13 protein-coding genes are annotated in these 15,328 nt (G+C 66.8%); 4 read left to right on the top strand and 9 right to left on the bottom strand.

All coding sequences use genetic code 11. From position 1 onward, the window contains the following. Positions 1 to 98: 98 nt before the first annotated feature. The 9 genes from AB0T83_RS08590 to choX all read right to left on the bottom strand — a co-directional run bounded on the left by AB0T83_RS08590 (position 99) and on the right by choX (position 10,013). Positions 99 to 1,481: an META domain-containing protein gene (locus tag AB0T83_RS08590; protein ID WP_366192618.1), complete on the bottom strand. Its 1,383-nt coding sequence runs from the start codon at positions 1,479 to 1,481 to the stop codon at positions 99 to 101. Then, entirely contained in the window at positions 1,478 to 2,692 is a 1,215-nt protein-coding gene (modC, locus tag AB0T83_RS08585; RefSeq protein ID WP_366192617.1) for a molybdenum ABC transporter ATP-binding protein, read from the bottom strand. Before modC ends, AB0T83_RS08590 begins: the two co-directional genes overlap by 4 nt. Beyond that, positions 2,689 to 3,381, bottom strand: a complete 693-nt coding sequence (gene modB / locus AB0T83_RS08580) for a molybdate ABC transporter permease subunit (protein WP_366192616.1) — start codon at positions 3,379 to 3,381, stop codon at positions 2,689 to 2,691. Before modB ends, modC begins: the two co-directional genes overlap by 4 nt. Beyond that, the gene (gene modA, locus AB0T83_RS08575) at positions 3,378 to 4,142 is read right to left on the bottom strand and encodes a molybdate ABC transporter substrate-binding protein (RefSeq protein WP_366192615.1); all 765 of its coding nucleotides are present in this window, start codon (positions 4,140 to 4,142) and stop codon (positions 3,378 to 3,380) included. The genes modB and modA overlap by 4 nt, the downstream gene beginning before the upstream one ends. Positions 4,143 to 4,254: 112 nt before the next feature. Beyond that, positions 4,255 to 5,412 carry an acetate/propionate family kinase gene (locus AB0T83_RS08570; protein WP_366192614.1) on the bottom strand — a complete coding sequence of 386 codons (1,158 nt, stop codon included), beginning with the start codon at positions 5,410 to 5,412 and terminating at the stop codon, positions 4,255 to 4,257. Beyond that, entirely contained in the window at positions 5,409 to 6,788 is a 1,380-nt protein-coding gene (locus AB0T83_RS08565; protein ID WP_366192613.1) for a bifunctional enoyl-CoA hydratase/phosphate acetyltransferase, read from the bottom strand. Before AB0T83_RS08565 ends, AB0T83_RS08570 begins: the two co-directional genes overlap by 4 nt. A gap of 404 nt (positions 6,789 to 7,192) precedes the next feature. After that, the gene (gene choV, locus AB0T83_RS08560) at positions 7,193 to 8,206 is read right to left on the bottom strand and encodes a choline ABC transporter ATP-binding protein (protein WP_366192612.1); all 1,014 of its coding nucleotides are present in this window, start codon (positions 8,204 to 8,206) and stop codon (positions 7,193 to 7,195) included. Further along, positions 8,203 to 9,036, bottom strand: a complete 834-nt coding sequence (choW, locus tag AB0T83_RS08555; protein WP_366192611.1) for a choline ABC transporter permease subunit — start codon at positions 9,034 to 9,036, stop codon at positions 8,203 to 8,205. Before choW ends, choV begins: the two co-directional genes overlap by 4 nt. Positions 9,037 to 9,086: 50 nt before the next feature. Next, positions 9,087 to 10,013, bottom strand: a complete 927-nt coding sequence (gene choX, locus AB0T83_RS08550) for a choline ABC transporter substrate-binding protein (RefSeq protein ID WP_366192610.1) — start codon at positions 10,011 to 10,013, stop codon at positions 9,087 to 9,089. A gap of 78 nt (positions 10,014 to 10,091) precedes the next feature. On the opposite strand from choX, the gene betI reads away from it, so the two are divergent. Genes betI through betA form a run of 4 tightly spaced genes read left to right on the top strand, consistent with a single transcriptional unit; the run spans position 10,092 to position 15,315 of the window. Continuing rightward, the gene (gene betI / locus AB0T83_RS08545) at positions 10,092 to 10,679 is read left to right on the top strand and encodes a choline-binding transcriptional repressor BetI (RefSeq protein ID WP_366192609.1); all 588 of its coding nucleotides are present in this window, start codon (positions 10,092 to 10,094) and stop codon (positions 10,677 to 10,679) included. Continuing rightward, a complete protein-coding gene (gene betC / locus AB0T83_RS08540) occupies positions 10,676 to 12,184 on the top strand; it encodes a choline-sulfatase (protein WP_366192608.1) in 1,509 nt (502 codons plus the stop codon). The genes betI and betC overlap by 4 nt, the downstream gene beginning before the upstream one ends. Positions 12,185 to 12,188: 4 nt before the next feature. Then, the gene (betB, locus tag AB0T83_RS08535; RefSeq protein WP_366192607.1) at positions 12,189 to 13,646 is read left to right on the top strand and encodes a betaine-aldehyde dehydrogenase; all 1,458 of its coding nucleotides are present in this window, start codon (positions 12,189 to 12,191) and stop codon (positions 13,644 to 13,646) included. Positions 13,647 to 13,656: 10 nt separating this feature from the next. Further along, positions 13,657 to 15,315: a choline dehydrogenase gene (betA, locus tag AB0T83_RS08530; RefSeq protein ID WP_366192606.1), complete on the top strand. Its 1,659-nt coding sequence runs from the start codon at positions 13,657 to 13,659 to the stop codon at positions 15,313 to 15,315. Positions 15,316 to 15,328 lie beyond the last annotated feature (13 nt).

Raw genomic sequence — 15,328 nt, 5'->3', positions numbered from 1 at the left:
GTCTTCCTCGGTTGACGGGACGTGCCTCAGATTTGCCGGAAAATGCCGGGATGCGCCACTGCAAACTTGGGGCGCGCGGGGGTCGAGTGCAGGACGGGTCAGGGCAGATAGACCGCGTCGAGCACCGCCAGCGCATCGCCGTTGTCGTCCAGAAGCATCAGGCTTTGACCCGCGATGTCCCAGCTTCGGGTGGCGCCCAGCACCCCGGCGAACGCCTGTTCCCAACCGTCCAGCGGCGGTGGGCAGGCCATCAGCGTCGACATGCCCCGTTCGAAGCGCAGGCCGTTCTCGCTGTCGCGCGTATAGCTGCCGCCCAGCCCGTTGCAGCCGACCGTTGCCTGATAGGCGTTGTCGGCACCGCCGCGCAGCAGCAGATGCGGCTCACGCCCGCCTGGCTGTGCGGTGAGTGTTTCGCCGTTCAGCTGCGCGATCCGCCAATAGGTGTTTTCCAGCCGCGTCGGAGCCCGGTGCCGGTCGCAGGTGCCTTCCGGCCAGATGCTGACGAAGCGGTCCACGATCAGGCTGCGCCGGTCGGGGCCTTCCATCGCCGGGCGCAGTTCCAGCCGCCCCATGACCGTGGCCAGCAGCGGCGCGCCGGGTGTGGGGCGGGCCTCGCCATAGGCGCGTTCCAGCGCCGGGTAGTCGCCGGACATCTCGACAGGGTAGGTCTTGCCGGACAGGCAGACCTCGAATTGTGCCGCATCGGCAAAGTATGTCACCAAGCCCTGCAAGGGCAGGTCCAGATCGGTTTCCTCAAGGGGGACCGTGCCTTGCAATTCATAGGGCAGGTCGCTGTCGATGACCTTGCCCTGCATGTCCAGCGCGCGCAGGCGATCGGGGGCCTGGATTTCCCACTGCAGCGGCATTTCGGCGGCGCCATGCAGCACCAGCGCGGCGCGTGCCGGATCCACGTACCATCGCCCGACCTCGTCGCGGATCAGGGGCGGCGTCTTGCCCTGCCAGATGCGGCGCAGGTGATAGGTCTGGTCGGGCCACAGATCCAGGTGATGCGCGATGCCCTCGCAATCGGCGCAGGGCAGGGTGCCGGTGAAGGTCGCGGGCAGGCGCAGACCATGCGCCCCGACAACCGGCTGGTCGGCCCCGGCGACAGCCACGAGGTTCAGGACAGGGGCATCGGCGCCATCTTCCAGCACCGGCACCACGGTGTCGGTGACAAACAGAAGCTGCCCCGTTGCCCCGGTCACCCGCCCTCGCACCGCATAGCTGTGGCGCGGGTCCAGTGCGGCGGTGTCATAGTCGATGGAAAAGGGCCAGCCATAGGTCTGCGGCGGGGCAAAGGCGCTGCGGCCCAGTTCAACCGCAGGTGCATCGGCCAGCGAGATGTCTTCCAGCACCGCCTCGAACGTTGCGCCGCCCGGTGTCTGCACGCCGGAAGGCATCTGCGCCCGGCCTTCAAGCGTCTCGGCTCCCGCCGCGCCTGCCAAGGCCGCCATCACCAGTCCCGACAGAAGGTTCTTCATCGCGTTTTCTCCCCGCTGTCGCCCGCCATGCCGGGCGCGCCTTGATCATCGCCCGCCGTGCCGGGCGCATCTTGTTCCCTGCCCGCCGTGACGGGCGCGGCTTGATCCTCGCCCGGATTGACCGTGTCCACAACACCCACGTCCAGCCGCGCCACCGAGACCGATTTCACCACCGCGTGACAGGGCGCGCCGGGTGCCAGCCCCAGCGCCTCGGCCGACCGCCGCGTGACCCGCGCCAGCAGGCGGTCGGCGCCGATCTGCAACTGCACCATGACCCCCGGCCCGGTGCCGCCGCGCATCTCGATGACCTCGCCGGGCAGGATGTTCAGCGCCGACAACCCTTCGGGCCGCCCACGGGCGAGGATCACGTCCTGCGCCTCGATCCGCACACGGACCCGTGCCCCCACTGCCGCCCCGAAGCGCGGTAGGAACAGCGATCCGGCCGAGACCCGCACCTCGCTCAGCCCGTCCGAATGATGCGCCGCCACTTGCCCGGTCAGGACCGAACCGGCCTCGCGCACACCGATGGTGCGCACTGCCGAGAGATCCGACAGCACCTCGGCGGCGGGACCCACGCGCTCCACCCGGCCCGCGTCCATGGCCACCACCGTGGTCGCCAGCCGCGCCACTTCTGAGGCCGAATGGCTGACGAAGATGATGGGAATGCGGCTGTCGTCGCGCAGCCGCTCCAGATGCGGCAGGATCTCGGCCTTGCGGGCCTCGTCCAGCGCGGCCAGCGGTTCATCCAGCAACAGGATGCGCGGGTCCGACAACAAGGCCCGGCCAATGGCAACCCGCTGGCGCTCGCCCCCCGAGAGGGCACCGGGACGACGCGCCAGCAGCGCCTCCAGCCCCAACAGCCCGACCACATGGTCGATGCCCGCGCGCCGCCCGCGCCGCGAGAAACGCTGGCCGTACTCCAGGTTGTCGCGCACGTTCAGATGCGGAAACAGCCGTGCATCCTGAAACACATAGCCCACGCGGCGGCGGTACGGCGGCAGCCACAGACCGGAGTCCGTGTCGCACAGGACCTCGCCCCCCACCGAAATGCGCCCCCGGTCGGGCCGCAGCAACCCGGCCATGGCATTGACCACGCTGGTTTTCCCCGAACCCGAACGGCCGAACAGGGCGGTCACCCCGTCGGGGGCCTCGAAGCCCACGTTCAGGGCAAAGCCGGGCAGGGCGTGGGACAGGGCAACGGAGACGCTCATCGTCCGCGCACCCGCGCCGCGATGCGCGCCGCCACCAGTTCCGACACCAGCAGGGCCGCCATGGCCACCGCCACCGACAGGGCCACCAGCCAGAAAACTGCCGGTTGCGCGCCGGGCACCTGTAGGAAGGCATAGATCGCCGAGGGCACGGTGCGGGTCTCGCCGGGGATCGACGAGACGAAGGTGATGGTGGCGCCAAACTCGCCCATCGCCTTGGCAAAACCCAGAACCGCGCCCGCCAGGATGCCCGGCGCGGCCATCGGCAGGGTGACAGTGGCAAAGACCCACAGCGGCGGTGCGCCCAGCGTGCCAGCGGCCTCCTCCAGCTTCGGATCCACAGCCTCGATCGCCAGGCGGATGGCGCGTACCATCAGCGGAAACGCCATGATCGCGGCGGCCAGCGCCGCCCCGGTCCAGCGGAACGCCACCTCGAGGCCCAGCACCGCCAGCCCCCGGCCCAGCGGCCCCTGCGGACCGAAGGTCAGCAACAGCAGATAGCCGGTCACCACAGGTGGCAGGATCAACGGCAGATGCACCAACCCGTTGACCACCCCCTTGCCCGGAAACCGCCAGCGCGCCAGTGCATAAGCCACGAAGATGCCGAACGGCAGGCTGGCCGCCACCGCCCAGAACGACACTTTCAGTGACAGCGCGATGGCCTGCCAGACCTCGGGGGAAAACCCGCTCACGGTATCACCGCGAAGCCATGGCGTGTGAAAACCGCGCCGGCCTCCGGCTCCGACAGATAGGTCAGAAAGGCGGCCGCCACCGCAGAGGCACCCGGCATCAGGGCTGCGGGATAGAGGATCGGCGGATGGCTTTGCGGATCGAACGCCGCCCGCACCGCCACCCGCGGCTCGGCCCGCGCATCGGTGCCATAGACAATTCCCATCTGCGCCGCTCCAATCGCCACCAGGGCCAGTGCGGCACGCACGTTGTCGGTCTCCACCACCTGCGCCCGAAGATCCGGCCACAGGCCCAGATGCTCCAGCGCCGCACGCCCGTAGATCCCCGCCGGCACCGCGTCGACCAGCGCCATCGCCAACCGCCCGCTGCCCAGCTTCGTCGGCAGCGCGGCCAGGTCCAGCGGCGGCGCCCCTGCCGGCCCGACCAGCACCAGCCGGTTGCCCAGCAAAGCGCGGCGGCTGCCCGGATCAATCGCGCCTTCGACCTCCAGCCAATCCATCCAGGCGGTGTTGGCCGAGATGAACAGGTCGGCGGGCGCGCCCTGCGCGATCTGGCGCGCCAGCCCTGAACTGCCCGCATAGGCCGCCCGCACGTGGTGCCCGGTCGCGGCTTCCCAGCCGGCGGCCACCTCATCCAGCGCGGTCTTCAGGCTGGCGGCGGCGAAGACGGTGACCTCATCGGCCCGCGCGGTCCCGCAGATCGAAAAAAGCACCAGCAAGATCAGATGAAAAAGCCGCACACCCGGTGCCCAGAAACCCGCCATGGTCCCAGACTGGCCGAGGCCGTGACCTACCGCAACCGCTGCCCTGCCACCCCACAGGCTTTTTCTGGGCAAAAATACTCCCGCCGGAGACAAGAAATTCAAGGCCCCTGCGTCAGCCATCAATCCGCGCGTTCACCGCCCGCGCGATGACCAGTTCCTCGTCGGTCGGGATGACACGCACGGTCACCGGCCCGGTCGAGATCACGTGCGCCGCCTGGGCATTGGCCGTCGCATCCAGCGTGATCCCCAGCCAGTCCATCCCGGCACAGGCCTGCGCCCGTACCTGCGCCGAATTCTCGCCGATGCCGCCGGTGAACACCACCGTATCCAGCCCGCCCAGAACAGCCGCCATGGCCCCCAATTCGCGCCGGATCCGCGAGACGAAATAGGCGATGGCCTCGCGCGCCGCCTCGGTATCGGCGGCCTCCAACTCGCGCATGTCGTTGGACAGGCCCGATAGCCCCTTTAGCCCGCTTTGCTTGTACAGCAGGTCCGACACCGCCTCTGGCGTCATCCCGCGTTGTTGCAGCAGGTAGAGCATCACGCCGGGATCGAGCTGGCCGCAACGGGTGCCCATGGCCAGCCCCTCCAGCGCCGAGAACCCCATGGTCGAGTCCACCGACTTTCCGTCGTGCAGGGCGCACATTGAGGCGCCGTTGCCCAGGTGCGCCACCACGGTCCGACCCTGCGCCGCCCCCGGATCCAACCGCGCCAGTTCCCCTGCGATATAGGCATAGCTGAGCCCGTGAAACCCGTAGCGGCGCACGCCCTCGTCATAGAAACTGCGGGGCAGGGCAAAGGTATCGTTGACCCAGGGATGACCGCGATGAAAGGCGGTGTCGAAACAGCCCAGTTGCACCGCGGCGGGAAAGGCCAGACGCGCACCCCGCACGGCGGCCAGATTGTGCGGCTGGTGCAGCGGGGCGAAAGCCTCGAACCCTTCCAGATAGGTCAGCGTGTCGTCGTCCAGCAGTGCCGGGGCGTCGAAGCGCGGCCCGCCGTGCACGATGCGATGGCCCACGCCGGCCACCTCGGCCCCGGCCAGGACCGGGCGCAGCGCGTCCAGAATGGCCTGCAACCCGCCCCGATGATCGACCTGACCGATCTGCGCGGTGGTCCTGGTGCCCTGCCATTTCAGCGTCAGCGCGGCCGCGTCCGAGCCCAGCCGGTCCACCTGACCCTCGGCCATCCGGGCAGGCGCATCGCCCGCCGCATAGACCGAAAACTTGATCGAGGAGGATCCGGAATTCAGTGTCAGGATGCGGCTCACAGGGCGGTCCTTTTCGCATAGAGCGCGGCGATGGCGCAGGAGGCCAGCCGCGCCTTGTCGTCATCGGAGCGCGAGGTCAGGATGATCGGGCAGCGGGCACCCAGAACGATGCCGCCGGCCTCGGCGTGGGCCACGAAGGTCAGTTCCTTGGCCAGCATGTTGCCGCTTTCCATGTTCGGCGCGATCAGGATCTCGGCGCGGCCTGCAACCATCGACTTGATGCCCTTGGTGCGCGCCGCCCCCATGTCGATGGCATTGTCCATGGCCAGCGGCCCGTCCACCATGCCGCCGCGGATCTGGCCGCGATCGGCCATTTTCGACAGCACCGCCGCATCCAGCGTCGAGGGGATCTTGGTGGTCACCGTTTCCACCGCCGACAGTACGCCCACCTTCGGGGTCTCGATCCCTAGCGCGCGGGCGAGGTCGATGGCGTTCTGGGTGATGTCGACCTTGGTTTCCAGATCCGGCGCGATGTTGATCGCCGCATCGGTGACGAACAGCAGGTGATCCAGCCCCGGCACATCCATCACGAAGATATGGCTCAGCCGCCGTCCGATGCGCAGCCCGCCCTCGCGTTTCATCACCTGCCGCAGCAGGTCGTCGGTGTGCAGATGGCCCTTCATCAGCGCCTGCACCTTGCCCTCCAGCACCAGCTTGACGCCCAGGGCGGCGGCATCGCGGTGGGTGTCCACGTGGATCACCTCAAGCCCCGAGATATCGGCCCCAAGCTCCTGCGCGGCGGCGGTGATCTTGGCGCTGTCACCGATCAGGATCGGCTGGATGATGGTGTGGTCATGGGCCAGCAGCGCGCCGCCCAGCGAATTGGTCTCTTCGGGTGCCACCACCGCAGTGGGCACAGGGTCCAGCGGTTCGGCCTCGGCCAGCAGCTTGTCGAAATGCCGGTGCCGCTGCACGCTGAGACCGGGCATCTCGGCGGCGTCGAAGCTGATGTCGCCGGCGGGGGCGATCACCTCGGCCTCGCCATCCAGGATGCGGGTGCCGTCCGCCAGTTCGACCCAGGTGTCGAAGGTGACGCGGTTGCCCGCGCCCTTGCCGGTCAGCCGCACCTTGGCGATCAGTTCGTCGCCGGCAATGGCACGGCCCAGAAAGCGGTAGCTCTGGCTGAGGTACACGGTGCCCGGCCCCGGCAACTGGTTGCCCAGCACCGCCGAGATCAGCGCCCCGACCCAGGCGCCCGGTGCCACCGCTTCGGGCAGCCCGTCGCCATCGCCGTCTTCCGAGGCCAGGTGCAGCGGATTGAAATTGCCCGAGGCATGGGCAAAGACATAGAGGTCATCGGCCACGCACAGCCGGCGGGTTTCGGCTTCCATGCCCACGGCAAGCTGGTCGAAGGGCGTGTTGCGCAGAATCTTCATCAGGTGTCCTTTCCGGAGCAGGTGCCCCGTGGAGGTTTGGGGCAGAATGGGCCTCTGCCACGGGGTGTTGCAAGTGCCAATGGCTGCCTCCGGCGATGGCAGCGCCGCCACCGATGCCCCGCTGGTCGCCCAGGGGCCGTTGCGGATCGACGCGGCGCCAGCCGCGCTGGCGCGCTGCCGGGTGCGGTGGCCGGATCGCGGGCGAAAACCGGGATCGGGAAGGACCTGCCGTTCTGGGACAATCTGGGTTCCTTGAGTAATGACTGCGCCTTGGCATAGCGCGACAGACCGACAGAAATAAGACGCCGCGACAGGCCGCCTTGATCGAAATCAGCCCGGGCCTGATTGTCGTCAAAACTTCATCGCCCCCGTGCCGGGACGATGAAATACGCAGCGATCCGGGCCTAGCCCTTCAGGCGTTCGACCACGGTCTGCGCGGTGACCGCGCCGATGATCTTGCCGTCTTCCTCGACCAGCATCTGGCCGTCGTCTGACAGTTGCTCCATCACATCGGCGACGGTGGTTTCAGGATCGATGCGCGGCGCGTCCGTGCCCGCCGCCGGACCCATCACGTCGCGGGCCGTCAGCACCCCCAGTGGGTTCATATGGGCCACGAAGTCGGCCACATAGTCCGAGGCCGGATCCGAGAAGATGTCGCGGGGGGTGCCGCATTGCACGATCCGCCCGCCTTCCATGATGGCGATGCGGTCGCCCAGCTTGAAAGCCTCGTCCAGATCGTGGCTGACGAAGATGATGGTGCGGCGAAGCCGTCCCTGAAGCTCGATCAGCTCGTCCTGAAGGCGGCTGCGGATCAGCGGGTCGAGCGCCGAAAACGGCTCGTCCATCAGCAGGATCGGCGCATCCGTGGCAAAGGCGCGGGCCAGCCCGACGCGCTGCTGCATGCCGCCGGAGAGTTCGCCGACCTTGTGCTCGGCCCAGTCCGACAGCCCCACAAGCTCAAGCTGTTCGTCGATCTTGCGGCGGCGTTCGGCGGGGTTCATGCCCGCGAGTTCCAGCCCCAGCCCGGCGTTTTCGCGGACGCTGCGCCACGGCAGCAGGCCGAACTGCTGGAACACCATGGCGACGCGATGCTGGCGGATGTGGCGCAACGTGCGGGCATCGGCATGGGTGACCGAGACCATGCGGTCGCCGTCATTTACGCGCACCTCGCCGCGCACCACCGGGTTCAGCCCGTTGACCGCGCGCAGAAGCGTGGATTTGCCCGATCCCGACAGGCCCATCAGCACAAGGATTTCGCCCTCGGCCACCGACAGGCTGGCGTTGTGGACCCCCAGAACCTGGCCGGTTTGCTCCTGGATCTCGGGGCGGGACTGGCCGGCATCCATCAGCGGCAGGGCGGCATCGGGACGATCCCCAAAGACGATGTTCACATCGTCGAATTCGACAGCAGCGCTCATTGATCCCGCACCCTCAGCATCCGGTCCAGCAGGATGGCGACCACCACGATGATGAAGCCGCTTTCAAAGCCCAGCCCGGTGTTGACCTGGTTCAGGGCCCGCACCACCGGCACCCCCAGCCCGTCGGCACCAACCAGTGCCGCGATCACCACCATCGACAGCGACAGCATGATGGTCTGGTTCAGCCCGGTCATGATCTGCGGCAGCGCATAGGGCAATTCGACCTTCCACAGGGTCTGCGAGGGTGTGGCTCCGAAGGCTTGCGCGGCCTCCAGCAGCGGTTTCGGGGTGGAGGCCACGCCCAGTTGCGTCAGCCGGATCGGAGCCGGCAGCACGAAGATCACCGTGGCGATCAGCCCCGGCACCATGCCGATGCCGAAGAACACGATCGCCGGGATCAGGTAGACGAAGGTGGGCAGGGTCTGCATCAGGTCAAGCACCGGCCGCATCGCCTGGTACAGGTGCGGGCGGTGCGCGGCGGCGATGCCGATGGGCACGCCGACCCCCATGCAGACCACACAGGCCGACAGCACCAGCGTCAGGCTTTCGGTGGTTTCTTCCCAATAGCCCTGGTTCAGGATGAACAGGAAGCCCAGCACCACGAAAGCCGAGATTTTCACACTGCGCTGCAAGCCATAGGCCGCCAGCGCGAAGACCGCGACGACGATCAGCGGATGCGGCGTTTGCAGCACCCAGAGGATCGCCTCGATCAGCCATTCCATGGCCTCGGCCAACCCGTCGAAGGCCCAGGCGCCATTCACCTGCAACCAGTCAAAGAAGGCTTCCGCCCAGTCTCCGACCGGGATCTTGTTTTCTGTCAGCCAGGTCATGGCGCCCCTTTCGGTTCAACCCTCCGGGCGGACCCGGAGGGTCAGGATCGTCAGTCCGCCAGTTCTGCCGCAACCGCGGCCTTCGCGTCGCCGCCATCAATGGTTGTCACACCATCGAGCCAGCCCGTCACCACATCGGTATTGGCTTTCATCCAGGCTTCTGCGGCATCGTCGGGATCTTCGCCATCGTTCAGGATCGCGCCCATGATCTCGTTTTCCATGGCCAGCGTGAACTTCAGGTTCTTCAACAGCGCGCCGACGTTGGGGCATTCGTCCACATAGCCCGCGCGGGTGTTGGTATAGACCGTCGCGCCGCCGAAATCGGGGCCGAACCAGTCGTCGCCGCCTTCCAGATAGGTCAGCTCGAAATTGGCGTTCATCGGATGCGGTTCCCACCCCAGGAAGACCACCGGATCGCCCTTGCGGGAGGCGCGGGCCACCTGCGCCAGCATCCCCTGTTCCGAACTTTCCTTGACCTCGAAATCCTTCAGACCAAAGGCGTCGGCCGCGAACATGTCCATGATCAGGCGATTGCCGTCATTGCCTGGCTCGATGCCATAGATGGTCTCGTCCAGCGCGTCGGCATGGTCTGCGATAGAAGCGAAAGAAGTGATGCCCAAGGCGGCCCCTGCAGCATTGGTCGCCAGTGTGTATTTCGCGCCTTCAAGGTTCTCGCGTACGGTGTCGACGGTGCCCGCCTCGCGGTAGGGGGCGATGTCGGCCTCCATCGTCGGCATCCAGTTGCCGAGGAACACGTCGATGTCGCCCTTGGCCATCGAGGTATAGGTCACTGGCACCGACAGGACCTTCACGTCAGTCTCGTAGCCAAGCGCATCCAGGATCACCGTGGTGGCTGCAGTGGTGGCGGTGATGTCGGTCCAGCCAACATCGGCAAAATTGACTTCGCCGCAATCGGCGGCGGCGGTGGTGGCGGTGAGGGTCAGCGCCAACGCCGTGCTGGTCAGGAATTTGGTCATGAGGACTCCCCGTGTTTTATTGATTGACGAGTCAATTAAGAACCGAAAGAATGAATTTTGCAACAGGTAAGGTTGAAAATGCCAAAACTGGGAATGGAGCCGATCCGCCGCCAGACGCTGGTGGCCGCCACCATCGCCGAGATCGGCGCGGCCGGGTCGCTTGAGGTGACGATGAGCCAGATCGCCCGCCGGGCGGGGGTGTCCAGTGCCCTGGCGCATCACTATTTCGGCAGCAAGGACAAGCTGTTCCTGGCCGCGATGCGCACCGTTCTGACCGATTTCGGGGCCGAGGCCCGCTTGGCGCTGGCCGGGCAGACGGACCCGCGGGCGCGGCTTCGGGCCGTCGTCCAGACCTGTTTCGCCCCGGCCAGTTTCCGGCCCGGCGTGGTGGCGGCCTGGCTGAACTTCTATGTGCACGCGCTGAATTCCGACGCCACGCTGCGGCTGTTGCGGCTGTATCGGCGGCGTCTGCACAGCAATCTTGTGCATGATCTGCGCCCCCTTGTCGGCGCGCGGGCCGAGGATATCGCCGAAACCACCGGCGCCCTGATCGACGGGCTCTATATCCGTCAGGTCCTGAAGGCCGACGGCCCACGGGCCGAGGCCGCCGTGCGCCATGTCATGGCCTATCTGGACATGGCCATCGCTGCGGAGGCACGTTCATGACCCGTCCCAACTTCCTTATCTTGATGGTCGACCAGTTGAACGGCACGCTGTTTCCCGACGGTCCGGCCGATTGGCTGCATGCGCCGAACCTCAAGGCGCTGGCGGCACGCTCGACCCGCTATGCCAATGCCTATACCGCCTCGCCGCTGTGCGCGCCGGGGCGGGCCAGCTTCATGTCGGGGCTGCTGCCGTCGCGAACGCGGGTCTATGACAATGCCGCCGAGTTCACGTCGGACATTCCGACCTATGCCCATCACCTGCGCCGCGCTGGCTACCAGACCTGCCTGTCGGGCAAGATGCATTTCGTCGGTCCCGACCAGTTGCACGGGTTCGAACAGCGCCTGACCACCGACATCTACCCTGCCGATTTCGGCTGGACCCCGGATTACCGCAAGCCCGGCGAACGCATCGACTGGTGGTATCACAACATGGGGTCGGTGACCGGAGCGGGGGTGGCGGAAACCTCCAACCAGATGGAATACGACGACGAGGTCGCCTTCCACGCCACCGCAAAGATCCGCGATCTGGCGCGCGGCCATGATCCGCGCCCGTGGTGCCTGACGGTCAGCTTCACCCATCCGCATGATCCTTATGTGGCGCGCAAGGACTACTGGGACCTGTACGAAGATTGCGCCCATCTGGCGCCGCAGATCCCGGCCATGCCCTATGCGGATCAGGACGCCCATTCCAAGCGCATCTTCGACGCCAACGACTGGCGCAGTTTCGACATCACCGAGACCGATATCGCCCGGTCGCGCCGCGCCTATTTCGCCAATATTTCGTATCTGGACGACAAGATCGGAGAAATCCTGAGGGCGCTGGAGGCCACGCGGCAAGAGGCGGTGATCGTCTTCGTGTCCGACCACGGCGACATGCTGGGCGAGCGTGGGCTGTGGTTCAAGATGTGCTTCTATGAAGGCTCGGCGCGGGTGCCGCTGATGATCGCGGCACCGGGCATGACGGCCGGGCGCGTGGACGATCCGGTTTCGACGCTGGATGTGACGCCGACCTTGTGCGAACTGGCGGGCGTCGACCTGCAAGAGGTCTCCCCCTGGGTCGAAGGGGTGTCGCTGGCCGGGGTCGGACCTGGCGACGCGCGGGGCAAGCCGGTGGCGATGGAATATGCCGCCGAAGCCTCGAATGCGCCGCTGATCGCGCTGCGGGCCGGGCGCTGGAAATACACCAACTGCGTGCTGGACCCCGAGCAATTGTTCGATCTGGACGCCGATCCGCACGAGTTGGCCAACCTTGCCGACGATCCCGCCCATGCCGAAACCCTGGCCCATTTCCGCGATCTGGCCGCCGACCGCTGGGATCTGGCGCAATTCGATGCGCAGGTGCGCGAAAGCCAGGCCCGCCGTTGGATCGTCTACGAGGCGCTGCGCAACGGCCGCTATTTCCCGTGGGACTTCCAGCCCCTGCAACAAGCTTCAGAACGGTTCATGCGCAACCACATGGACCTGAACAAAGTCGAAGAAAACCAGCGCTTCCCGCGCGGAGAGTGACCCAATGCCCCAGACCGCCCAGCCCCGCGCCAGCCACTATATCAACGGCGCCTTCGTCGAGGACACCGCCGGGGAACCGATAGCGGTGATCTATCCCGCCGATGGCAGCACGATCGCGCATCTGCACGCGGCGACCCCCGCCGTGGTGGAACAGGCGCTGGCGGCGTCGCAGGCGGCCCTGCCGGCGTGGCGCGCCATGACTGGCACCGAACGCGGCCGCATCCTGCGCCGCGCTGCCGACCTGATCCGCGACCGCAACCGCGACCTGTCGGTTCTGGAAACGCTGGACACCGGCAAGCCGTTGCAGGAAACGCTGGTGGCCGATGCGGCCAGCGGCGCCGACGCGCTGGAATACCTCGGCGGGCTGGCCGGCAGCCTGACCGGCGAGCATATCCAGCTTGGCGATGATTTCGCCTATACGATCCGCGAGCCGCTGGGGATCTGTGTCGGCATCGGCGCCTGGAACTATCCCACCCAGATCGCCTGCTGGAAGGCGGCCCCGGCGCTGGCCTGCGGCAATGTGATGATTTTCAAACCCTCGGAAACCACGCCCTTGGGGGCGCTGAAACTGGCCGAGATCCTGACCGAAGCAGGCCTGCCCGACGGCGTGTTCAACGTGGTGCAGGGCATGGGCGCGGTCGGCGCCGCGCTGGTGGGCGATGCGCGGGTCGACAAGGTGTCGCTGACAGGCTCGGTCCCCACGGGCCGCAAGGTCTATGCGGCGGCGGCGGCGGGGATCAAGCATGTGACGATGGAACTGGGGGGGAAATCTCCGCTGGTGATCTTCGAGGACGCGGATCTGGAAAACGCCGTCAGCGCGACGATCAACGCGAATTTCTATTCCTCGGGCCAGATCTGTTCCAACGGCACCCGTGTTTTCGTCCACAAGGCGCTGAAACACGCGTTCCTGGACTGTCTCGCCGCCCGCGTCGGCACGGCGGTGATCGGCGATCCGCTGGACGAGGCCACCAATTTCGGCCCCATGGCCACCGAGGCGCAGGGGCAGATCGTGCTGGACTATATCGCCAAGGGCGTGGCCGAAGGCGCGCGGCTGGTGCTGGGCGGAACGCGGCTGGACCGTCCCGGTTGCTATATCGCGCCGACGATCTTTGCCGATGTCACCGACCAGATGACCATCGCCCGCGAGGAAATCTTTGGCCCGGTCCTGTCGGTGCTGGATTTCGACGATGAAGCCGAGGTTCTGGCCCGCGCCAATGCCACCGCCTTTGGGCTGGCGGCAGGTGTGTTTACCCGCGATCTGGCCCGCGCCCACCGCGTTGCGGCTGGGTTCGAGGCCGGCACCTGCTGGATCAACACCTACAATCTGACCCCGGTGGAAATGCCCTTCGGCGGCGTCAAGGCCAGCGGCGTCGGGCGCGAGAACGCCAAGGCCGCGATCGAGCATTATTCGCAGCTCAAGACCGTCTATGTCGGCATGGGCGATGTCGAAGCCCCGTACTGAGGAGCCTGCCATGCAAGCGGATTACGTGATCGTCGGGGCCGGATCTGCGGGCTGCGCCATGGCCTACCGGTTGTCCGAGGCCGGGGCCTCGGTTCTGGTCATCGAACATGGCGGCACCGATGCTGGGCCGCTGATCCAGATGCCCGCCGCGCTGAGCTATCCGATGAACATGTCGCGCTATGACTGGGGCTTCAAGACCGAGCCCGAGCCGCATCTGGGTGGGCGGCGGCTGGTCACCCCGCGCGGCAAGGTCATCGGCGGATCGTCCTCGATCAACGGGATGGTCTATGTGCGCGGTCATGCCGGGGACTACGACCATTGGGCCGAAAGCGGCGCCGAGGGCTGGGCCTATGCCGATGTGCTGCCCTATTTCAAGCGCATGGAAGACTGGCACGACGGCGGTCAGGGCGGTGACGCGGACTGGCGCGGGCGCGGCGGGCCGCTGCATGTCACGCGCGGTCCGCGCGACAACCCGCTGCACGCGGCTTTCGTCGAGGCCGGGCGGCAGGCGGGCTATCAGGTCACCGACGATTACAACGGCCGCCAGCAAGAGGGTTTCGGCCCGATGGAACAGACGGTCTGGAAGGGCCAGCGCTGGTCTGCGGCCAATGCCTATCTGAAACCGACGCTGAAACGGCCCAATTGCGATCTGCTGCGCGGTCTGGCGCGCCGGGTGGTGATCGAGGCCGGGCGCGCCGTTGGGGTCGAGATCGACCGGGGCGGCAAGATCGAGGTCATCGGTGCCCGGCGTGAGGTGATCCTTGCGGCCTCGTCGATCAATTCGCCGAAACTGCTGATGCTGTCGGGCATCGGTCCGGCCGCGCACCTGGCCGCGCATGGGATCGCGGTGCTGGCGGACCGGCCCGGCGTGGGCCAGAACCTGCAGGATCACCTTGAAATCTATCTGCAAATGGCGGCGAGCCAGCCTGTCACCCTGTTCAAATACTGGAACCTCTGGGGCAAGGCACTGATCGGCGCGCAATGGCTGTTCACCCGCAGCGGGCTTGGCGCGTCGAACCAGTTCGAAAGCGCGGCCTTCATCCGCTCGAAGGCCGGGGTGCGCTATCCCGACATTCAATACCATTTCCTGCCCATCGCCGTGCGCTATGACGGGCAGGCGGCGGCGGAAGGGCATGGGTTTCAGGCCCATGTGGGGCCGATGCGATCCGCTTCGCGCGGCGAGATCACCTTGTCGTCATCGGATCCGGCAGCCGCGCCGCGCATCCTGTTCAACTACATGAGCACGCCAGAGGATTGGCAGGATTTCCGCACCTGCATCCGCCTGACACGCGAGATCTTCGCGCAAGAGGCGTTCAAGCCCTTCGTGAAACACGAGATCCAGCCGGGCGCGGCGCTGCAAAGCGACGACGAGCTGGACGGGTTCCTGCGCGAGCATGTGGAAAGCGCCTATCATCCCTGCGGCACCTGTCGCATGGGCCGCGCCGACGATCCGAACGCGGTCGTCGATCCGGCGTGCCGGGTGATCGGGGTGGACCGGTTGCGGGTAGCCGACAGTTCGATCTTTCCACGCATTCCCAACGGCAACCTGAACGGACCGTCGATCATGACCGGCGAGAAAGCCGCGGACCACATTCTGGGCAAAGGGATGCTGGCGGCGTCAAATGCCAGGCCATGGATTCACCCAAAGTGGCAGGTGGCTCAAAGATAGGTCCGGCCGATCG

This window comes from Meridianimarinicoccus marinus, from assembly GCF_040689105.1.
Taxonomy (GTDB): Bacteria; Pseudomonadota; Alphaproteobacteria; order Rhodobacterales; family Rhodobacteraceae; genus Meridianimarinicoccus; species Meridianimarinicoccus marinus.
Note: the sequence above shows the minus strand (reverse complement) of the source record. Positions and strands in the feature narration are given on the sequence as shown.

What these genes read in the sequence shown, in the direction of transcription:
- AB0T83_RS08590 (WP_366192618.1), bottom strand. Translation starts at nt 1,481, where the DNA reads ATGAAGAACCTTCTGTCGGGACTGGTGATGGCGGCCTTGGCAGGCGCG.
- modC (WP_366192617.1), bottom strand. Translation starts at nt 2,692, where the DNA reads ATGAGCGTCTCCGTTGCCCTGTCCCACGCCCTGCCCGGCTTTGCCCTG.
- modA (WP_366192615.1), bottom strand. Translation starts at nt 4,142, where the DNA reads ATGGCGGGTTTCTGGGCACCGGGTGTGCGGCTTTTTCATCTGATCTTG.
- AB0T83_RS08565 (WP_366192613.1), bottom strand. Translation starts at nt 6,788, where the DNA reads ATGAAGATTCTGCGCAACACGCCCTTCGACCAGCTTGCCGTGGGCATG.
- choV (WP_366192612.1), bottom strand. Translation starts at nt 8,206, where the DNA reads ATGAGCGCTGCTGTCGAATTCGACGATGTGAACATCGTCTTTGGGGAT.
- choW (WP_366192611.1), bottom strand. Translation starts at nt 9,036, where the DNA reads ATGACCTGGCTGACAGAAAACAAGATCCCGGTCGGAGACTGGGCGGAA.
- choX (WP_366192610.1), bottom strand. Translation starts at nt 10,013, where the DNA reads ATGACCAAATTCCTGACCAGCACGGCGTTGGCGCTGACCCTCACCGCC.
- betI (WP_366192609.1), top strand. Translation starts at nt 10,092, where the DNA reads ATGCCAAAACTGGGAATGGAGCCGATCCGCCGCCAGACGCTGGTGGCC.
- betC (WP_366192608.1), top strand. Translation starts at nt 10,676, where the DNA reads ATGACCCGTCCCAACTTCCTTATCTTGATGGTCGACCAGTTGAACGGC.
- betB (WP_366192607.1), top strand. Translation starts at nt 12,189, where the DNA reads ATGCCCCAGACCGCCCAGCCCCGCGCCAGCCACTATATCAACGGCGCC.
- betA (WP_366192606.1), top strand. Translation starts at nt 13,657, where the DNA reads ATGCAAGCGGATTACGTGATCGTCGGGGCCGGATCTGCGGGCTGCGCC.